The following is a 17,975-nucleotide window of genomic DNA, read 5'->3' as shown; positions in this document are numbered from 1 at the left end:
CGGTCGGCCCGTCGCTCCCAACTCGGCTCCGAGCCACCGCGACCGACCAAGCGGCGCCGCAGGGGCGCCTGGGGCTGCCTGATCGCGTTCGTCGTGCTGGTGGCGCTCGTGGCAGGCGCCGTCTTCGCCCTGCAGGGCCCCATCTCCCAGCTGCAGGCGACCCTCGCGGGTCCCGCCGACTATTCCGGGTCTGGCGAGACGAAGGTCGTGGTCATGATCCACGACGGTGAGACCGGGTCCGACGTGGCGAACACGTTGGTGTCCCAGGACGTCGTCAAGAGCTACGTGGTCTTCTACAAGCTCCTCCTGAAGGTCACCCCCGCTCCGGTCTTCCAGCCCGGCGCGTACCAGCTCATGACCAAGATGAGCGCGAGCGCGGCGCTCACCGCGCTCCAGAACCCCGCGAGCAGGCTCGAACAGACCGTCGTGATCCCGGAGGGAACGGCGGAGGCGGACATCCTGCAACTCGTGAGCGAGGGGACGAACCTCCCGCTCGCCGACCTCCAGGCGGCGTCGAAGGATGTCGCGGCCTTCGGCCTTCCCGCCGAGGCCACCAAGCTCGAGGGGTTCCTGTTCCCCGCGACGTATACCTTCGCTCCGGGCGTCACCGCGAAGGACGCACTCAAGACCCTCGTCGACCGGCAGTTCCAGGCCCTGGACTCTGCCGGGGTCGCGGCAGGCGACCGGTGGAAGACCGTCGTTCTCGCCGCCCTTATTCAGAAAGAGGCCGGCCTCGCCGCGGACTATCCCAAGGTGGCCCGGGTGTTCCTGAACCGGCTCGACCCCGCCCAGTGGCAAAGCGGGCTGCTGCAGTCCGACGCGACGGTGGCATACGGCACCGGGCACACGAACGTCGTCACGACGACGGATGCCGAACGCGCAGACGCAGGCAACGCATACAACACCTATGTGCACCCCGGTCTCCCGGTCGGCCCGATCTCGAACCCGGGGGACCTCGCGATCAACGCCGCCCTGCACCCCGCCGACGGGACCTGGCTGTACTTCGTGACCTGGAACCTCGACACCGGCGAGACCATCTTCTCGACCACCGCAGCAGAACACGAAGCCGGCGTCGCCCAGTGGCAGGCCTGGATGAAGGACCACCCCGAATATGGTTGAGCGCATGACACGGACACCGCTACTGCCACTGCCTGAGCGCCTGAGCCAGGGAAAGCCTGTGGAAGGATAGTGGGCATGCTTCGTTGGCTCACCGCAGGAGAGTCCCACGGCCCCGAACTCGTCGCCATTGTCGAGGGTTTGCCCGCAGGGATCCCGATCACACTCGATTCGATCCGCCTCGATCTCGCGCGCCGCAAACTCGGCTACGGCCGGGGTGCCCGGATGACGTTCGAACAGGACGAGCTCACCATTTCCGGCGGCGTCCGGCACGGGTTCACCCTGGGCGGGCCTGTCGCGCTGCGGATCGGCAACACCGAATGGCCCAAATGGTCAGAGGTCATGAGTGCGGATCCCGTCGAGACCGCTCCGGGAGAGGCGCAGAGCACCCGCGGCCGCGGTGCCCCGCTCACCCGGCCCAGGCCGGGACACGCCGACCTGGTCGGCATGCAGAAGTACGGCTTCGACGAGGCCAGGCCCGTCCTCGAGCGAGCCAGCGCCCGCGAGACCGCCGCCCGGGTCGCCCTCGGCGCCGTCGCCCGGTCGTTCCTGGCCGAACTCGGCATCCGCCTCGTCAGCCACACCCTCGCGATCGGTCCCGTGCGCGTGCCGGAGGACGCCCTGCTGCCGCATCCGGACGACGTCGAGACCCTCGACGCCGACCCGCTGCGCTGCTTTGATGCTGCGACGAGCGCGCTGATGGTGGCCGAGGTCGACCAGGCCCACAAGGACGGCGACACCCTCGGCGGTGTCGTCGAAGTGCTGGCGTACAACCTGCCGCCCGGTCTCGGTTCGTTCGTGCACTGGGACCGGCGACTCGACTCCCAGCTCGCGGCGGCGCTGATGGGCATCCAGGCGATCAAGGGCGTCGAGGTCGGGGACGGCTTCCTCACCACGACCCGCCGCGGCTCGCACGCCCACGATGAGCTCGTGCAGTCCGACGGTCGCATCCAGAGGGTCAGCGACCGCGCTGGCGGCACGGAGGGCGGCATGAGCACGGGAACCGTGCTGCGGGTGCGGGCGGGCATGAAGCCGATCGCGACGATCCCGCGGGCACTGCGCACCGTCGACGTCACGACGAGCGAGGCCGCCCCGGCCCACCACCAGCGGTCGGATGTCTGTGCCGTTCCGGCGGCCGGCGTCGTCGCCGAAGCCATGGTCGCGCTCGTCCTCGCCAACTCGGTGCTGGAGAAGTTCGGCGGAGACTCGATCGACGAGACCAGGCGCAACCTGGAGTCCTACCTCGCGCACATCCCCGTCAACCTCAAGACGGGCGCGTCGAGCGACGCTTCGCTGTGATCACGGCGGCACTGTGACGCCGGACCTGCCCGCCGTGCCGGAACCGGCAGTGGACAGCGACCGGCCCGAGTTCCCGCTCGTGTTGATCGGGCCGATGGCTGCGGGAAAGACCAGGGTCGGCAAGCGGGTGGCACGGGTCCTCGGTGTTCCATTCGTGGACACGGACGCGCTCGTCGTCTCCGGGCACGGTTCCATCGCCAACCTCTTCAGCAGGTACGGCGAAGAGCACTTCCGTGCGCTGGAACGAATTGCCGTCGGCCAGGCCCTCTCCACCCGGGCCGTCGTCTCCCTCGGCGGGGGAGCTGTGCTCGATCCGGGCACCCGTGCCGACCTCGCCCGGTGCCGGGTGGTCTACCTGAGCGTGACCGAGCAGGCGGTTGCCGGGCGGATCAACGGGGCCAAGCGGCCACTGCTGGCCGGCGGGCTCTCCGACTGGATCCGCATCTACGAACTTCGCCGCCCGCTCTACGAAGAGCTCGCCGGCCTCCACATCGACACCTCGAATCGCCCGATGGATTCCATCGCCGACGATGTCGTGGCCTGGACCCTGAGAGGGCAGAACACGCATGACTGACGTTCCTGACAACACCGTGAGCACAGAGACCGCAGAGACGACCCAGACCGCACAGACGGCCGAGATCGCGGAGACGACCGTCATCACGGTGCCGGGCGTCGACAGCTACCCGGTCATCATCGGTCGCGGCCTGCTCTCCGAGGTCGCGGAACAGCTCGGCCCGAAGGTCGCCAAGGTGCTCATCGTGCACACCTCCACGCTCGGCGCGCGCGCCGTCGCCCTCCGAGAGGGCCTGCTCGCCCACTACGAGGTGCTCATCGCCGAGGTCCCGGATGCCGAGGCCGCCAAACGGGTCGAGGTCGCCGCATTCTGCTGGCAGGTGATGGGCCAGGCCGACTTCAGCCGGACCGACGCCGTGATCGGGTTCGGCGGCGGAGCCGCGACCGACCTCGCCGGTTTCGTCGCAGCCACCTGGCTCCGCGGCGTTCGCCTCGTCCAGCTTCCGACGAGCGTGCTCGGCATGGTCGATGCGGCCGTCGGCGGCAAGAACGGCATCAACACCGCGGAGGGCAAGAACCTCGTCGGCACCTTCTACGCACCCGCCGCCGTGATCTGCGACCTCGACGTGCTCGACGACCTGCCTCGCAACGAGGTCCTCGCCGGCTTCGCCGAGATCGTGAAGGCCGGCTTCATCCAGGTGCCCGAGATCCTCGACATCGTCGAGGCGGATGTCTCGGCCGTGACGGACCCGAAGACACCGCAGTTCCGTCGCGTGCTCGAACTCGCGATCGAAATGAAGGCCCGCGTCGTCGGCGCCGACTTCAAGGAATCCGGGCTGCGCGAGATCCTCAACTACGGGCACACCCTCGGCCACGCCGTCGAGCACGCCGAACGGTACGGCTGGCGGCACGGCGCAGCCGTCTCGGTGGGCATGATGTTCGCCGCAGAGCTCGCGCGGCTGAGCGGTCGGCTGTCCGACGAGGCGGCCGACCGGCACCGCAGCATCCTCGAGTCACTCACCCTGCCGACGAGCTACCCGGTCGGCCGGTGGAACACCCTGCTCGCGACGATGCAGCGCGACAAGAAGACCCGCAGTGGCATGCTCCGCTTCATCGTTCTCGACGACATCGGGAAGCCGACGGTGCTCGAAGGCCCGGACTCCTCCCTGCTGTTCGCCGCGTACCAGGAAATTGGGTCCTGACGTCGTCGTCGAGAAATGGGTCTTAGAATGATGGCCTGAGCGGGCAGGCGCCCGGTCGCCGACCAGAGCCGATCGGAGAACAGGGTGAACCAATGGACCGTGGGGTCGACAGGTGAACCCTCTCGGGACGTCGTGCTGAAACTCGCCAGGGCGCACGAGTCCGCGTTGGGCTCGGCATTCGCTGCCGGCGCCGGTGCGGGGCCGGCCCGCCTCCTTCCCGCCTTCGGTGCACGTGGCCACGCCGATTCGAACCTGATCGCGGATGCCCGCGGCGGCGTGCGCAGGCTCGTCCAGGAATCCTGGGAACGGTCCTTGTCACTGCACATCGATCCCGCCCGCCCGGCACCCGAGCCGGAATTGTCGTCCGACGAGCTCAGGGAGCTGCGCGACCGGCACCCTCTCTCCGCCGTGCTCCCTGTCGTCCAGAGCCTTCTGATCCGGCATTCCCTCGAGTCCGGTCTCATCGTCGCCATCGGGGACGAGTCCGGCAGGCTTCTCTGGATCGACGGCGACCGCACCGTGCGTCGCCGTGCCGAGGGCATGTTGTTCGTCGAGGGAGCCGACTGGTCGGAACGCCGGGTCGGCACGAGCGCCCCGGGCACGGCCCTTGCGCTCGACCACGGCATCCAGATCCAGCGCGCGGAGCACTTCAACCGGCTCGCGCACTCGTGGAGCTGCACGGCCGTGCCGATCCACGACCCGGATTCCGGCACGATCCTCGGAGTCATCGACGTCACGGGCGGCGACGATGCGGTCGGCCCCCAGACGCTTCCGCTCGTCGAGGCGGCGGCCTGGGCGGTGGAGGCCGAACTGCGCATCCAGCGGCTGCGCGATCGAAGCGGCAACGGACCAGGCCACAGCGGCTCGTTCGAACGCGCGGTCGTACGTGTCGCCGGATTCGCGCAGGCGCCGGCGGTCCCGACCCAGAGGCGCCCGACGAATGCCCGGGTCTCTGTGCTCGGGCGCGACACCGGTCTCCTCGAGAACGGTCTCGGTACCTTCGAGCTCAGCCCGCGCCACGCCGAGATCCTCACGCTGCTCGCGTGGTACCGGGACGGCCTGACCGCCGACCGGCTGTCCCAGCTGCTGAGCGACCAGTCGAACTCCGTCGACAACCTGCGCGCGGAGATGGTCCGCCTGCGGAAGGTCCTCGACGGAACGACGCCGCCCCTCTCGATCGCCTCCCGGCCATACCGGCTCGGTTCGCCGGTCGAACTGGACGCGCAGCGCGTGCTCGCCCTCCTCGAGCGCGGCGCCCACCGGGTGGCGCTCGGCACCTATCGCGGGCCCTTGCTGCCCGCCTCCGTCGCCCCCGGTATCGTCGAAATCCGATCGGAGATCAGTTCCCGGCTGCGTCAGGCGCTGCTGAGCGACGCGAGCCCCGACCTACTCCTCGAGTACGCCCGCAGCGACGAGGCCGCCTGGGACGAGGAGGTCTGGCGCGCGTGCCTGGAACTGCTGCCGCCCCGGTCGCCGAAACGGGCAGCCGTCGTCGCTCGCCTCGCGAAGATCGAGGCAGACCTCGCCGACGCCGGCGCCCCGGGTGCCGGGCGCAACCTCCCGCAACCCTGACGCAACGGTCGCCCGCCGTACGCTCGGTCCAGGTCCGCAGCAGGCGGACCCCACCGACACCGTCGTCGACGAGGAGAGAAATGACCGTCTATGCCAACCCCGGGACCCCGGGCGCCAAAGTCACCTTCAAGCCCCGCTATGAGAACTGGATCAACGGAGGCTGGGTCAAGCCCGTCAAGGGCCAGTACTTCGAGGACATCTCGCCGGTGAACGGCAAGCCCTTCGCCGAGGTCGCCCGCGGAACGGCGGAGGACATCGAACTCGCCCTCGACGCCGCCCACCGGGCAGCGCCCGCCTGGGGCAAGACCACGGCGACCGAGCGCGCCGCCGTGCTCAACAAGATCGCCGACGTCATCGACGCCAACAAGGAACTGCTCGCCGTCGCTGAGACCTGGGACAACGGCAAGCCCATCCGCGAACCGCTGAACGCCGACCTTCCGCTCGCGAGTGACCACTTCCGCTACTTCGCCGCGGCGATCCGCTCGCAGGACGGCGATCACGCCGAACTCGACAACGACACCGTCTCCTACCAGTTCCACGAGCCGCTCGGCGTCGTCGGCCAGATCATCCCGTGGAACTTCCCGATCCTGATGGCCGTCTGGAAGCTCGCTCCCGCCCTCGCGGCCGGGAACGCGATCGTGATGAAGCCGGCAGAGCAGACCCCGGTGTCGATCATGGTGCTGATCGAACTGATCGGCGACATCCTGCCGCCCGGGGTGCTCAACATCGTCAACGGGTTCGGCCTCGAAGCAGGCAAGCCGCTCGCCTCTTCCCCCAGGATCCGCAAGATCGCGTTCACGGGGGAGACCACGACCGGCCGTCTCATCCTGCAGTACGCGAGTGCCAACATCATCCCTGCCACCGTCGAACTCGGCGGCAAGAGCGCGAACATCTTCTTCAGTGACGTCGCCCAGGAGCAGGACAGCTTCTACGACAAGGCCCAGGAAGGTTTTGTGCTCTTCGCCTTCAACCAGGGCGAGGTCTGCACGGCACCGAGCCGGGCGCTCCTGCAGAAGCCGATCTACGAGAGCTTCCTCGGCAGTGCGATCGAACGCACCCGCAAGGCGATCCAGGGCAACCCGCTCGACACTGACACCCAGGTCGGCGCGCAGGCGAGCAACGACCAGCTCGAGAAGATCCTGTCGTACATCGACATCGGCAAGCAGGAGGGCGCCCGTCTCGCCCTCGGCGGCGAGCGCGTCGACCTCGGCGGCGAGCTGAGCGGCGGCTACTACGTGCAGCCGACCATCTTCGAGGGCAACAACAAGATGCGCATCTTCCAGGAAGAGATCTTCGGACCGGTCCTGGCTGTGACGAGCTTCTCCGACTACGAGGACGCCATCTCGATCGCCAACGACAACCTCTACGGCCTCGGCGCCGGAGTCTGGTCCCGCAACGGCAACGTGGCCTACCGGGCCGGCCGCGACATCCACGCCGGCCGGGTGTGGGTGAACAACTACCACCACTACCCCGCTGGTGCTGCCTTCGGCGGCTACAAGAGCTCGGGCATCGGCCGCGAGAACAACAAGCTCGCCCTCGGGCACTACCAGCAGACCAAGAACCTGCTCGTGTCCTACTCGGAGAAGCCGCTCGGCTTCTTCTAAACCAGCATCGAATCGAAAGGGGTCGCCGGCATCGACCGGCGGCCCCTTTCGACCGAACCGCACCCCGAGTACCGTTGGTGCACATCCCGCCCGATGACCATCGAGTGTGAATCGAATCTGAAAGGCCAGGCAATGTCGCCAGCAGCGCCCGCACTCACCACGGTCATCGCCGCCGTCACCATTCCGGGGGAGACGACCCCGCGAGTCGAATTCACGCCGGCCGCGGTCGGCACCCTGCGTGAGCTCTGGTCCGAGGTCGGACCGCTCATGTTCCACCAGTCCGGCGGATGCTGCGACGGCAGCTCCCCGATGTGCTTTCCGGCAGGGGAGTTCATCACCTCCGACCGCGACGTGCTGCTGGGCCGGCTCGACATCGCGCCGGCCGGCGAAACCGCCCAGGTCGTCGACTTCTGGATGTCCGCAGAGCAGTTCGAATACTGGAGTCACACCTTCCTGACGGTCGACCTCGTCCCCGGCCGGGGCAGTGGCTTCTCCCTCGAAGCTCCGCGCGGCGTGCGTTTTCTGATCCGGTCCCGTCTGATGGACAGCTTCGGCTGACTCCTTCGGCGGCCCATCCTCAACAGGCCGGCTCCCGGCATCCGCCTGTGGACAACCGCCGCGGAGCGAGCCCGCCCGGGCATTCTGTCCGGCATGACTTCTTCTTCCCTCTCCATCGAAGACCAGCCGCCCGTCACCTCCCGCGAGGAGGCACGCGAACGTGTCGCCGACCTCGTCGGCCACGCCATCAGCCACCAGCTGTGGCTGATGCTCTTCGACGCCGACGGCAGGCAACTGCCGGTGCTCATCCCCGTCGGGGGCCTGCCGCTGCGTCCGGAGCCCGGCGACGGCGCCGGCATGGCCGCCACCCTCACCGCGGTGCTTGCGGATTTCGCGCCTGGCGGGAGCATCGTGCTGACCCTCGAGCGCCCAGGCTCCGCACAGCTCACCGCACCGGACCAGGCCTGGGCCCGAGAGCTGAGAGCCTCGTTTGGAAAGGTCCTGACGATCCTCGGCCTGTTCGTCGCCCATGACACCGGGGTGTCCGAGCTCGCGGAGTGACGGTGGCGTGGGAGCGACCGGGATCAGAACGGCACAGCACCAGCCTTTGGCTGTGAGCTCCCGGGCAACTACACTCGTTTGAGGCCGATTCGGCCGCGCACCTTCCTAACTGAACTGAATGAACGGAAACGCTTTCCATGGCATCAACCGCCGATATCCGAAATGGCGTCGTCCTCAACATGGACGGCCAGCTTTGGGCCGTCACCGACTTCCAGCACGTCAAGCCGGGCAAGGGCGGCGCTTTCGTTCGCACCAAACTGAAGAACGTCGTCACGGGCAAGACCGTCGACCGTACCTTCAATGCCGGCGCCAAGATCGAGACCGAGAACGTCGACCGCCAGGACTTCCAGTACCTGTACGCGGACGGCGACTCCTACGTCTTCATGGACGTGTCCGACTTCGACCAGCTCACCGTCTCCAGCGTCGTCGTCGGCGAAGCCTCGAACTTCCTGCTCGAGAACCAGAACGTGACCATCGCGCTCCACAACGGCAACCCGCTGTATGTCGAGCTGCCGGCATCCGTCGTGCTCGAAATCACGTACACGGAGCCCGGCCTGCAGGGCGACCGCTCCACCGGCGGAACCAAGCCCGCCACCGTTGAGACCGGCTTCCAGATCCAGGTCCCGCTGTTCCTCGAGCAGGGCACCAAGGTCAAGGTCGACACCCGCACCGGTGACTACCTCGGCCGCGTCAACTAGTGAGCGCACGCACGAAGGCGCGTAAGCGCGCCCTCGACATCCTGTACGCCGCCGATGTGCGGCAGACGACGATCCCGGAGTCCCTCGCCGCCGAGGCGCAGCGGGCCGCGAGCGAACCCGCCCGGATGGCCTCCTGGCTGTACGCACGCGAGATCGTGGACGGTGTCGTCGATCACCGCGAGGAGATCGACGAACTCATCGAGACGTATTCACAGGGCTGGACGCTCAAGCGGATGCCGGTCGTCGACCGGGCCATCCTGCGGATCGGGATCTGGGAGATCCTGTTCAACGATGCCGTCCCGCACGCCGTCGCGATCGACGAAGCCGTCGAGGCCGCGAAGATCCTGTCGACGGATGATTCCGCCGGGTTCGTCAACGGATTGCTCGGCAGGATCGCGCAGACGGCGCCCCCGGCGCCGGCTGCTCCCGCAGCGTCCTAGGCTCGTCCCGCACCGTTCCGTTCGTCCAGGGGAAGATCATGAGCAACGACAGGCCAGAGCCGTTCCCGTCCTACCCGGACCAGTCCGGGCTGCCGGCGTCCCCCGAGCACGCGACCGGGCACCAGGAGCCGCTCCAGCCGGCCCCGCAGCAGGAGTACCCCCAGGTGCCGCGCACGAACACGCTCGCGATCGTCTCGCTCGTGTCCGCGTTCGTCGTGTCCCTCGTGGCTGTGATCACCGGGCACATCGCGCTCGGCCAGATCGCTCGCCGCGGTGAGCGGGGGCGCGGCCTCGCGATCGCGGGGCTCGTGCTCGGCTATGTCGGTCTCGCGTCCACCGTGGTGCTCGTCGTTGTCTCGATCCTGTTCGCGGCGGCCTTCGGTCGCGTCTTCCTGAACATGGCGCAGCACGGCGGCTTCGGCGGGCCGGTCACCTCTGCGACGAGCGAACCGGATGCCTCGGGCGGTGCCCTGCCGAGCGGCACGCTCGGTGCTGCCCACTTCGACGACGGGTACCTCTCGGTCGGCACCGGGAGCACGATCGTGGACGAATACATCGACCCGATGTGCCCGTACTGCGGCCAGTTCGAGGCGACCAACGGCGCGCTGCTCGCGAGCCGCGTCGACGACGGTTCGATCACACTGCGCATCCACGCGCTGACCTTCCTCGACCAGGCCTCCCAGGGCACGTACTACTCGAGCAGGGCATCCGCTGCCCTCACCTGCGTCGCAACCCTCGAACCGGCATCGACCCTCGACTACCTCGCGGCACTGTTCGCGAACCAGCCGCAGGAGAACACCGAGGGCCTGACCGACGACCACCTCGCCGCGCTTGCGCCGGCGGGAACCGACATCTCCGCCTGCATCGCCCAGGGCGACTACCAGCTGTGGTCGGAAGCGAACACGGATGCCGCCCTCAACGGGCCGATTCCCGGTGCGGAAATCGATTCGATCCAGGGAACACCGACCGTACTCGTCGACGGAGCCCAGTACCCGGGCGGACTGACCGACAGCAGCGAGTTCCAGGCATTCCTCGACTCCGGTTCCGGTTCCGGATCCGGCCAGCCGACGACCCAGGGGTCGTCCGGCGCCTGAGCGTCATCCGGCCCGGCTACAGAACGGCGTAGAGGCCTTCGAGGGCACTGGGGATCGAGTCGAAACTGCCGATGCGCTGGCCGTCCTCGTCGACCAGCAGGAACCCGCGCGGCGTGCGTTCGAGGATGCCCGCGAGTTCGTCTGTCACATCGTGACGGACCTCCCAGCGTGCCGGGCCGGCGTCGACGACGGAAAACAACTGAATGAGGTCCGTCCGGTCCATTCAAATCCTTTATCTGTGCGTGCTTTCGCCAGCGGATGCCTGCCGCGGGACAATACTGACGTGTGCCGGGCGTGGCCGCAACTGCTGTCCGGTAAACACCGTGTGAAGTCCGGCAACCGAGACTGTTTCCTCAGAGTGCGACGGCCAGGGCCAGGATCCTCGGTTGCGGCTGGTCGGGCCAGGTGCCGGAGAGATGCTCAGGGACGCCGCCGGCGGTCGTCCGGGCCGCGACCACGATCGTCTCCGCCGCAGGGTCGCCGGGCACCCGGAGCACGACGAGGCGGAGCGAACCGGCCTCGATAACCGTCGAACCAGACTCGTCCCTGGTCGAGGGAGCGGTCACCGGCGGCAGGGACGGGGTGTGCGCATCCGCAGTGCCGCTGCCCGAGACCCTTGCCGTGGACTCGCGGAAGACGAGTGTTCCGTCGACGTCGACGAACTCGTCGGCCTGGGTGCCGCCGCGGAGGATGGTCGTTGCGAGCGCGGCGAGGTATGCGGGGTCTCCGGTGGCGTCGTAGGTCCAGCGACGGCCCAGGACCGAGTGTTCCATCGTGCCGATCAACCAGGCGTCTCCGCCCTCGAGGGGTGCATCGCGATACGTCAGCGGCACCTGGAGCACCGGGCCGTCGCCGGAGCGAACGAGGAGAGTCTCGATGCCGACCTCACCATTCGGATCGTCGAAACGGTAGGCCCCGACGGCGGACAGGGCGGCGGGAGTGCCGGAGAACCACGACTGCGTGCGCAGCCAGGGTTCGACGAGTTCAAGCTTGGACGGCCGAAGCTGGGCGCGGTGGATGAGTGCCATGTCCTCGATGCTAGGGCACGGCCGTGTCGCAGAAACGGCTGTCAGACTGGGGAGATGTCGAGAGCAGCAGAGAAGTCCGTGTCGGTCCGCAGGTCGTCTACGCCCACATCCATACCCCGAACGATCGGCCGGATCGTGCTCGGTGCCTTCCTGGTGTTCGCCGGCATCAGCCACCTCACCTGGAGTCGCTCGGAATTTCTCGCCCAGGTGCCCGCGTGGGTGCCGCTCAAACGGGACACCGTCGTGCTTCTCTCCGGTGTCGCCGAGGTCGGTCTTGGCGGTGCACTCGTCGGGCTGCCCGGCCGGCGGATCACGGTCGGGTGGCTTGTCGCCCTGTTCTTCGTGGCCGTCTTCCCCGGCAATATCGCGCAGTTCGTGACCAGGACGGATGCCTTCGGCCTCGACTCGGACCGGGCCCGCGGCATCCGACTCCTCTTCCAGCCCCTTCTCGTGGTCTGGGCGCTCTGGTCGGCGGGGACCCTGCACCGTCGGCGGCGTTGAGGCCGCTCCGCCACTGTTGGCGTGAGTCGTCGGCTGGGAGACTGGGGGCGTGAGCCCAGAACCGATTCCGTCGTCCGCTGCACCAGACGGTCCGCACGCGTCGTCGCCCGTGCCTCGAGTCGACCACTACGCCAACGGGCAGACCAAGGCAAGCGGGAGCACCCTCGATGGGGAACTGCACGGTGCGTGGGAATGGTTCCGCACGGACGGCACGCTGATGCGTACGGGAGAATTCGACCGCGGTCGTCAGGTCGGCGTCTGGCGCACCTGGGCCAGGGACGGCCGCCTGGTCAAGGAGACCAGCTTTCGCTGAATCGCCCAGTGACTCGATTCCGCGCCCTCCCTAGCCGGTGGGGACGCTCTCGCACGCGAGCTGCGCGCCGCGCGCTGTCCAGCGCGACGGCGAGCGTGGCTAACTCAGGAGATTCCTGGTGTCGGGTCGGATCGGCCTCACTGATCCGCGGGCAGGGTCGCTCACCCGGGCGCATCTCCTGAGTTAGCCACAGAGTCCTGGCGTGCGCACTTAGATGTCTGAAACTCAAGATGATCAACCATAAATTAGATGAGCAAGTCTCGTATTCCTGTTCGATTCGGGGTAGAATCGGGGCATGGCAGGAGCTACCGATCCCCAGTCACACACCCCGCAGACACCCGGTTCCGGGACTGCGGGGGATCAGCCCATCACGGTGGGCCTCGCATCCACCGAATCGTCGGATGGGCAAGGCCAGTCGGCGCATCCGGTTGCGATTGCCGAGGGTTTCGAAGGCGCTGACGGGCTGGCGGGCTCGGTTCCGTCGGTGCATGCGGATGCTGTCGCCCGGCTTGCCGCGGCCCGGGCAGTCTTGGTAGACGCTCTAGCCGCGATTCCGGTCGGGCTGCTCAGTGACGCGGAAGCCGTCACTGCGCTGAAAGAAGTCGAGGCGATCGGGCGGACGGTGGATGCGGCCCGGGTGACCACCGCAACCGACGTCGACCGGCGGGCCCGGGTGCTCGGCCGGGAGGGTCTGGCCTGGAAGATGGGTTGCCGGGGGCCGTGGGACGTACTGACCCGGGTGACCCGGGTGTCCGCCCGGGAGGTCAAGCGGCGCATCAAGCTCGGGGACGCGGTGTTGCCCCGCCGGGCGGGCCTGGCGGTGTTGCCGCCGTTGTTCCCGGTCGTCGGGGCCTCGCTGGCGGCGGGGGACATCGGTGTGGAGGTGGCCGAGCTGATCACGACGGGGCTCGGGGCGGTGAGTCACCGGGCGGTCCCGGCGGAGGTGGAGGTCGCCGAGCGTGCCCTGGTCGCCACGGCGGCCGGGTGGATCACCCCGGAAACCGAGATCCTCGCCGGCGCCGGGGTGCCGGCGGCCGCGGACCTGATCCGCGGCATGGTGCTGCAATGGCAGGCCATCCTCGACCCCGACGGGATGCTCCCGCAGGAGGACCTGTTCGAGGCGAAATCGAACATCGGCTTCGGACAATTGAAGAACGGCCTGTACCCGGTGAAGGGCGGGGTGACGCCGGAACTGTTCGGGATGATGAACACCCTCTTCGACGCCTTCCTCAGCTTCCACGCCCGGCCCGCGTTCCCCACCGAGGAGGAGCAGGCACTGATGGACTCGGGGCAGATGATTCCCGGGGCCGAGACCGCGGGCACCACTGACGGCACCGACGCGGGCACTGACGCCGGTACGGGCCCGGAGCTCGACGTGATCGAGGCCAAGCTGCGGGAGCGGCGCGCGGATAGCCGCACGGGCGGGGAGAAACGTGCGGACATCCTGCGGGCGTTGTTCGAGCACGCCGCCCGGGACGAGGACACGCCCAGCATGGGTGGGTCGGCGCCGACGGTGATGGTGCATGTGAACGCCGCGGACCTCGCCTCCGGGGTCGGCGTCGGGTGGATCGACGGCGTCGAGGCTCCGGTGTCGCTCAAGACGGTGCATCAGCGGATCTGTGACGGCGGGTTCCAAGGGGTGTTGTTCGGGGCGAACAACCAGGTGTTAAAGCTGGGTCCGGAGCGGCGGTACTTCAACCGGGCGCAGCGCCGGGCGATCACCGCCCGCGACGGCGGCTGCATCATCCCCGGCTGCACAGCCCCGGCCCACTGGGCCGAAGTGCACCATGTGAAGCCGTGGGCGAAGGACGGGCCGACGACAGTCGACAACGGGGTGCTCCTGTGTTGGTTCCATCACCACACGATCGATACCTCGGGGTGGGAGATCCGGATGGTGAAGGGTTCACCCCAGGTCCGGGCGCCGGGGCTGATCGACCCGCAACGGCTCTGGCGGCCACCAAACCGGCACCGCGCCCGCCAGGTCCTCACCGGACCACCCAACCGCGACTGAACACGACTGACCGGGCCTGGCCGGGGCTGCTGCTAGGCTGGGCATTGGTAACAGCCATCCTTTAACAACCGTCCGGTGAGGCGGGGAAGGAGGCCTTAGTTTTGTCACGCATCGTGCTCAACCAGGCTGAAATAACCCGGGCTTTGACTCGGATCTCCCACGAGATCCTGGAGTCCAACCGGGGACCGGACAACCTCGTCATCCTCGGCATCCCGACCAGGGGCGTTGCCCTCGCCCGGCGGATCGCCGACATCATCGAGCGGATCGAACCGGCCGCGGCACCCGTGAGTTCGGGGTCCCTCGACGTCACGATGTACCGCGACGATCTCTCTCACACCCGCACGCGCACGCCGTCCCGCACCCTCGTGCCCGCGAGCATCGACGGTGCGACCGTGGTGCTCGTCGACGACGTGCTCTACTCCGGCCGCACCATCCGCGCGGCCCTCGACGCCCTCGGAGACCACGGCCGTCCCGGGATCGTACGCCTCGCGGTCCTCGTCGACCGCGGCCACCGGGCGCTGCCGATCCGTGCGGACTTCGTCGGCAAGAACCTCCCGAGCTCGACGGAGGAACGCATCAATGTGCACCTCCTCGAGGTCGACGGCGACGAATTCGTGAGCATCGACGGCGGGAGCGCCGAATGAAGCACCTCCTTTCCACCAAAGACCTCAGTCGCGACGACGCCATCACGCTCCTCGACATCGCTGAAGACATGGCGGATGTCTCCACGCGCGAGGTGCGCAAGCTCCCGACGCTCCGCGGCAAGACCGTCGTGAACCTTTTCTTCGAAGACAGCACCCGCACCCGGATCTCTTTCGAAGCCGCCGCGAAGCGTCTGAGTGCTGACGTGATCAACTTCAGCGCAAAGGGCTCGAGCGTCTCCAAGGGCGAAAGCCTCAAGGACACCGCCCAGACCCTCGCCGCGATCGGCGCGGACGGCGTCGTGATCCGGCACCCGGCATCCGGCGCCCCCCAGGTGCTCGCAACGAGCGGCTGGATCGACGCCGGCATCATCAACGCCGGGGACGGCACTCACGAACACCCGACCCAGGCGCTTCTCGACGCGTTCACCATCCGCCGTCGGCTGCACAAGGCCGCTTCCCGCGGCAAGGGCCTCGACGGCGTCACGGTGACCATCGTCGGTGACGTGCTGCACTCCCGGGTCGCGCGCTCCAACCTCTGGCTGCTCACGACACTCGGAGCCGAAGTCACGATGGTCGCACCGCCCACCCTGTTCCCGATGGACATGACCGGCTGGCCGGCAGCGGTGAGCTTCGATCTCGACGACGCGATCGACGCAGGGCCGGACGTGATCATGATGCTCAGGATCCAGCAGGAACGAATGAATGCGGCCTTCTTCCCCAACAGCCGGGAGTACTCCCGGCGCTGGGGACTCGACGATGAGCGCTTCGCCCGTCTCGCGCCGACTAGCATTGTCATGCACCCCGGCCCGATGAACCGCGGCCTGGAGATTTCCTCAGCCGCTGCAGATTCGGCCGCATCGACCGTGCTCGAGCAGGTCGCGAACGGTGTTTCGATACGTATGGCGGCACTGTACCTGCTCATGTCGGGCGACCGGGAGGAAAGCTAAATGGACACCACGGCCACCCGCTACCTGATCCGCAACGCGAGCCTCGCCGACGGCACCCGCACCGACCTGCTGCTCTTCGGTGGTCGCATTCAGGAACTCGGCACCGCACTCTCTCACGCCGGCGCCACGGTGATCGACGCCGACGGCCTCATCGCCCTTCCCGGCCTCGTCGACCTGCACACCCACCTGCGTGAACCGGGCTACGAGCAGAGCGAGACGATCCTCACCGGCAGCCAGGCCGCCGCCGTCGGCGGCTTCACGAGCGTCTTCGCGATGGCCAACACCTCTCCGGTGCAGGACACCGCCGGCGTCGTCGAGCAGGTACTCGCCCTCGGCGAAAGGGCCGGGTATGTCACGGTCCAGCCGATCGGCGCCGTCACCCTCGGCCTCGCGGGGGAGCGCCTCGCCGAACTGGGGGCCATGGCGACGAGCCGCGCCCGCGTCCGGGTCTTCTCCGATGACGGATTCTGCGTCTCGGACCCCCTCCTGATGCGTCGCGCCCTCGAATACGTCAAGGCCTTCGACGGCGTCATCGCCCAGCACTCCCAGGACCCGCGACTCACCGAGAAGGCCCAGATGAACGAGGGTGCGCTCTCGAGCGAACTCGGCCTAGCCGGCTGGCCCGCCGTCGCTGAGGAATCCATCATCGCGCGCGACGTCCTGCTCGCCGAGCACGTCGGGAGCCGCCTGCACGTCTGCCACGTCTCGACGGCCGGCGCCGTCGACGTGATCCGCTGGGCCAAGGCGCGTGGCATCAACGTGACGGCGGAAGCCACCCCACACCACCTGCTCCTCACCGAGGACCTGGTCCGCGGTTACGACGCCCGCTACAAGGTCAATCCGCCGCTGCGCCGTCGCGAAGACGTCGACGCGCTTCGCGCCGGCCTCGCAGACGGCACGATCGACATCGTCGCGACCGATCACGCGCCGCACCCCGTCGAGTCCAAGGACTGTGAATGGGATGCAGCCGCCAACGGGATGGTCGGACTCGAATCCGCCCTCTCGGTCGTGCAGGCATCCGTCGTCGACACCGGACTGCTCGACTGGAGGGACGTCTCGCGGGTGCTCTCAGCGGCCCCGGCGCGGATCGGGCGCCTCGCGAGTCAGGGCCGGGCACTCGAGGTCGGCGCCCCCGCCAACGTCACCCTCTACGACCCGGCAGCGAGCCGGGAGTTCGGCAGGGACAAGCTCGCGGGAAAGAGCACCAACTCGCCCTACCTCGCGATGACCCTGCCCGGCCGGGTCGTCGCCGTCTTCCACCGCGGCACGGCGACCGTACTCGACGGGGTCCTCAGGGCCCCCGCCGAACTCGGCGGACGAGAGGAACCCCACCATGGATAGCACCATCCCCGCCATCCTGATCGGCCTGGTCCTGGTCGCCGTGCTCGCGCTCATGCTCCGCAGCTGGCGTGCGCGCACCCGTCGCGACGTCGCCCTGACCGCAGGGTACCCACTCCCCGGGGCGGACGAGCCCGCCGCGGTGCTCGCAACGGCCGAAGCGTTCTACGTCGCGACCACACGGGAAGGCCGACAGCTCGAACGTCTCAACATCCGCGGCCTCGGCTTCCGGGCCCGCGCCCTGATCACCGTGACGACTGCCGGCGTGCTCCTCGACCTGGTCGGCGAGAACCCGGTCTTCATCCCCACAGAAGCCGTGACGGCTCTCGAAGACGCCACCTGGACCATCGACCGCGCCGTCGAGACCGGCGGCCTGCTCCTGCTCCGCTGGCGCCTCCAGCCGCACGCGGATGCCGCGGGCCAGGTCGTCGACAGCTACTTCCGCATCCTTGACCCCACCGAGCGCGCCCGCGTGAGCGCGTCGATCCGAACCGAAGCGGCGGGTGCCCTGCGCCCGGCCGCGCACGACGAAAGCGAGGCGTAGCGTGAGCGACACCGAGGCCCAGGCCCAGGCGACACCCGACGAGACGACACCC

The 17,975-nt window shown here is 68.4% G+C and carries 20 protein-coding genes; 18 read left to right on the top strand and 2 right to left on the bottom strand.

What is annotated here, in order from left to right; translation table 11 throughout:
- From mltG to QN350_RS06285, 11 genes are all read left to right on the top strand, one after another.
- On the top strand, positions 1 to 1,119 hold a 1,119-nt coding region (mltG, locus tag QN350_RS06335; RefSeq protein ID WP_323515960.1), incomplete at its 5' end, for an endolytic transglycosylase MltG.
- 75 nt (positions 1,120 to 1,194) lie between these two features.
- A complete protein-coding gene (gene aroC, locus QN350_RS06330; RefSeq protein ID WP_322140007.1) occupies positions 1,195 to 2,415 on the top strand; it encodes a chorismate synthase in 1,221 nt (406 codons plus the stop codon).
- Between the two features lie 94 nt (positions 2,416 to 2,509).
- Entirely contained in the window at positions 2,510 to 2,989 is a 480-nt protein-coding gene (locus QN350_RS06325) for a shikimate kinase (RefSeq protein ID WP_416173075.1), read from the top strand.
- Positions 2,982 to 4,130 carry a 3-dehydroquinate synthase gene (aroB, locus tag QN350_RS06320; protein ID WP_416173042.1) on the top strand — a complete coding sequence of 383 codons (1,149 nt, stop codon included), beginning with the start codon at positions 2,982 to 2,984 and terminating at the stop codon, positions 4,128 to 4,130. The genes QN350_RS06325 and aroB overlap by 8 nt, the downstream gene beginning before the upstream one ends.
- 84 nt (positions 4,131 to 4,214) lie before the next feature.
- Positions 4,215 to 5,702 (top strand): GAF domain-containing protein, encoded by a 1,488-nt coding sequence (locus QN350_RS06315; protein WP_322140005.1) that lies wholly within the window; start codon positions 4,215 to 4,217, stop codon positions 5,700 to 5,702.
- An 80-nt stretch (positions 5,703 to 5,782) separates the two neighbouring features.
- Complete coding sequence (locus QN350_RS06310; RefSeq protein ID WP_281535098.1) at positions 5,783 to 7,306, top strand: aldehyde dehydrogenase family protein; 1,524 nt, start codon at positions 5,783 to 5,785, stop codon at positions 7,304 to 7,306.
- 132 nt (positions 7,307 to 7,438) lie between these two features.
- Entirely contained in the window at positions 7,439 to 7,864 is a 426-nt protein-coding gene (locus tag QN350_RS06305; RefSeq protein ID WP_281535097.1) for a DUF779 domain-containing protein, read from the top strand.
- 93 nt (positions 7,865 to 7,957) lie between these two features.
- Positions 7,958 to 8,365 (top strand): hypothetical protein, encoded by a 408-nt coding sequence (locus tag QN350_RS06300; RefSeq protein ID WP_322140004.1) that lies wholly within the window; start codon positions 7,958 to 7,960, stop codon positions 8,363 to 8,365.
- Between the two features lie 137 nt (positions 8,366 to 8,502).
- The gene (efp, locus tag QN350_RS06295; RefSeq protein WP_281535095.1) at positions 8,503 to 9,063 is read left to right on the top strand and encodes an elongation factor P; all 561 of its coding nucleotides are present in this window, start codon (positions 8,503 to 8,505) and stop codon (positions 9,061 to 9,063) included.
- A complete protein-coding gene (gene nusB / locus QN350_RS06290) occupies positions 9,063 to 9,503 on the top strand; it encodes a transcription antitermination factor NusB (protein ID WP_134531971.1) in 441 nt (146 codons plus the stop codon). Before efp ends, nusB begins: the two co-directional genes overlap by 1 nt.
- A 38-nt stretch (positions 9,504 to 9,541) precedes the next feature.
- Complete coding sequence (locus QN350_RS06285) at positions 9,542 to 10,597, top strand: DUF4190 domain-containing protein (RefSeq protein WP_322140003.1); 1,056 nt, start codon at positions 9,542 to 9,544, stop codon at positions 10,595 to 10,597.
- Between the two features lie 16 nt (positions 10,598 to 10,613).
- Here QN350_RS06285 and QN350_RS06280 read toward each other — a convergent pair whose 3' ends face one another.
- Positions 10,614 to 10,820 (bottom strand): hypothetical protein, encoded by a 207-nt coding sequence (locus QN350_RS06280; protein WP_281535093.1) that lies wholly within the window; start codon positions 10,818 to 10,820, stop codon positions 10,614 to 10,616.
- A gap of 130 nt (positions 10,821 to 10,950) precedes the next feature.
- Positions 10,951 to 11,625 carry a CG0192-related protein gene (locus tag QN350_RS06275; protein ID WP_322140002.1) on the bottom strand — a complete coding sequence of 225 codons (675 nt, stop codon included), beginning with the start codon at positions 11,623 to 11,625 and terminating at the stop codon, positions 10,951 to 10,953.
- 54 nt (positions 11,626 to 11,679) lie between these two features.
- Between QN350_RS06275 and QN350_RS06270 the strand changes: the two genes are divergently transcribed.
- The 7 genes from QN350_RS06270 to QN350_RS06240 all read left to right on the top strand — a co-directional run bounded on the left by QN350_RS06270 (position 11,680) and on the right by QN350_RS06240 (position 17,923).
- Positions 11,680 to 12,126: a hypothetical protein gene (locus QN350_RS06270; protein WP_281535091.1), complete on the top strand. Its 447-nt coding sequence runs from the start codon at positions 11,680 to 11,682 to the stop codon at positions 12,124 to 12,126.
- Positions 12,127 to 12,175: 49 nt separating this feature from the next.
- Positions 12,176 to 12,439, top strand: coding sequence for a hypothetical protein (locus QN350_RS06265; RefSeq protein WP_322140001.1), 264 nt, complete (start codon positions 12,176 to 12,178; stop codon positions 12,437 to 12,439).
- Between the two features lie 295 nt (positions 12,440 to 12,734).
- Complete coding sequence (locus tag QN350_RS06260) at positions 12,735 to 14,450, top strand: HNH endonuclease signature motif containing protein (RefSeq protein ID WP_323515958.1); 1,716 nt, start codon at positions 12,735 to 12,737, stop codon at positions 14,448 to 14,450.
- A 101-nt stretch (positions 14,451 to 14,551) separates the two neighbouring features.
- Complete coding sequence (gene pyrR / locus QN350_RS06255) at positions 14,552 to 15,094, top strand: bifunctional pyr operon transcriptional regulator/uracil phosphoribosyltransferase PyrR (RefSeq protein WP_322139999.1); 543 nt, start codon at positions 14,552 to 14,554, stop codon at positions 15,092 to 15,094.
- Complete coding sequence (locus QN350_RS06250; RefSeq protein ID WP_134531958.1) at positions 15,091 to 16,041, top strand: aspartate carbamoyltransferase catalytic subunit; 951 nt, start codon at positions 15,091 to 15,093, stop codon at positions 16,039 to 16,041. The genes pyrR and QN350_RS06250 overlap by 4 nt, the downstream gene beginning before the upstream one ends.
- Complete coding sequence (locus tag QN350_RS06245) at positions 16,042 to 17,382, top strand: dihydroorotase (RefSeq protein WP_322139998.1); 1,341 nt, start codon at positions 16,042 to 16,044, stop codon at positions 17,380 to 17,382.
- Positions 17,375 to 17,923, top strand: a complete 549-nt coding sequence (locus QN350_RS06240; protein WP_322139997.1) for a hypothetical protein — start codon at positions 17,375 to 17,377, stop codon at positions 17,921 to 17,923. The genes QN350_RS06245 and QN350_RS06240 overlap by 8 nt, the downstream gene beginning before the upstream one ends.
- The last annotated feature ends 52 nt before the right edge of the window (positions 17,924 to 17,975 follow it).

Origin of the sequence: Cryobacterium sp. 10I5 (genome assembly GCF_035019865.1) — a bacterium.
GTDB lineage: Bacteria > Actinomycetota > Actinomycetes > Actinomycetales > Microbacteriaceae > Cryobacterium > Cryobacterium breve_A.
Note: the sequence above shows the minus strand (reverse complement) of the source record. Positions and strands in the feature narration are given on the sequence as shown.

Bases quoted from the DNA above. Each gene is read 5' to 3' on its own strand.
- aroC (WP_322140007.1), top strand. From the start codon at position 1,195: ATGCTTCGTTGGCTCACCGCAGGAGAGTCCCACGGCCCCGAACTCGTC.
- QN350_RS06325 (WP_416173075.1), top strand. From the start codon at position 2,510: ATGGCTGCGGGAAAGACCAGGGTCGGCAAGCGGGTGGCACGGGTCCTC.
- aroB (WP_416173042.1), top strand. From the start codon at position 2,982: ATGACTGACGTTCCTGACAACACCGTGAGCACAGAGACCGCAGAGACG.
- QN350_RS06310 (WP_281535098.1), top strand. From the start codon at position 5,783: ATGACCGTCTATGCCAACCCCGGGACCCCGGGCGCCAAAGTCACCTTC.
- QN350_RS06305 (WP_281535097.1), top strand. From the start codon at position 7,439: ATGTCGCCAGCAGCGCCCGCACTCACCACGGTCATCGCCGCCGTCACC.
- QN350_RS06300 (WP_322140004.1), top strand. From the start codon at position 7,958: ATGACTTCTTCTTCCCTCTCCATCGAAGACCAGCCGCCCGTCACCTCC.
- efp (WP_281535095.1), top strand. From the start codon at position 8,503: ATGGCATCAACCGCCGATATCCGAAATGGCGTCGTCCTCAACATGGAC.
- QN350_RS06285 (WP_322140003.1), top strand. From the start codon at position 9,542: ATGAGCAACGACAGGCCAGAGCCGTTCCCGTCCTACCCGGACCAGTCC.
- QN350_RS06280 (WP_281535093.1), bottom strand. From the start codon at position 10,820: ATGGACCGGACGGACCTCATTCAGTTGTTTTCCGTCGTCGACGCCGGC.
- QN350_RS06275 (WP_322140002.1), bottom strand. From the start codon at position 11,625: ATGGCACTCATCCACCGCGCCCAGCTTCGGCCGTCCAAGCTTGAACTC.
- QN350_RS06270 (WP_281535091.1), top strand. From the start codon at position 11,680: ATGTCGAGAGCAGCAGAGAAGTCCGTGTCGGTCCGCAGGTCGTCTACG.
- QN350_RS06260 (WP_323515958.1), top strand. From the start codon at position 12,735: ATGGCAGGAGCTACCGATCCCCAGTCACACACCCCGCAGACACCCGGT.
- QN350_RS06250 (WP_134531958.1), top strand. From the start codon at position 15,091: ATGAAGCACCTCCTTTCCACCAAAGACCTCAGTCGCGACGACGCCATC.
- QN350_RS06245 (WP_322139998.1), top strand. From the start codon at position 16,042: ATGGACACCACGGCCACCCGCTACCTGATCCGCAACGCGAGCCTCGCC.
- QN350_RS06240 (WP_322139997.1), top strand. From the start codon at position 17,375: ATGGATAGCACCATCCCCGCCATCCTGATCGGCCTGGTCCTGGTCGCC.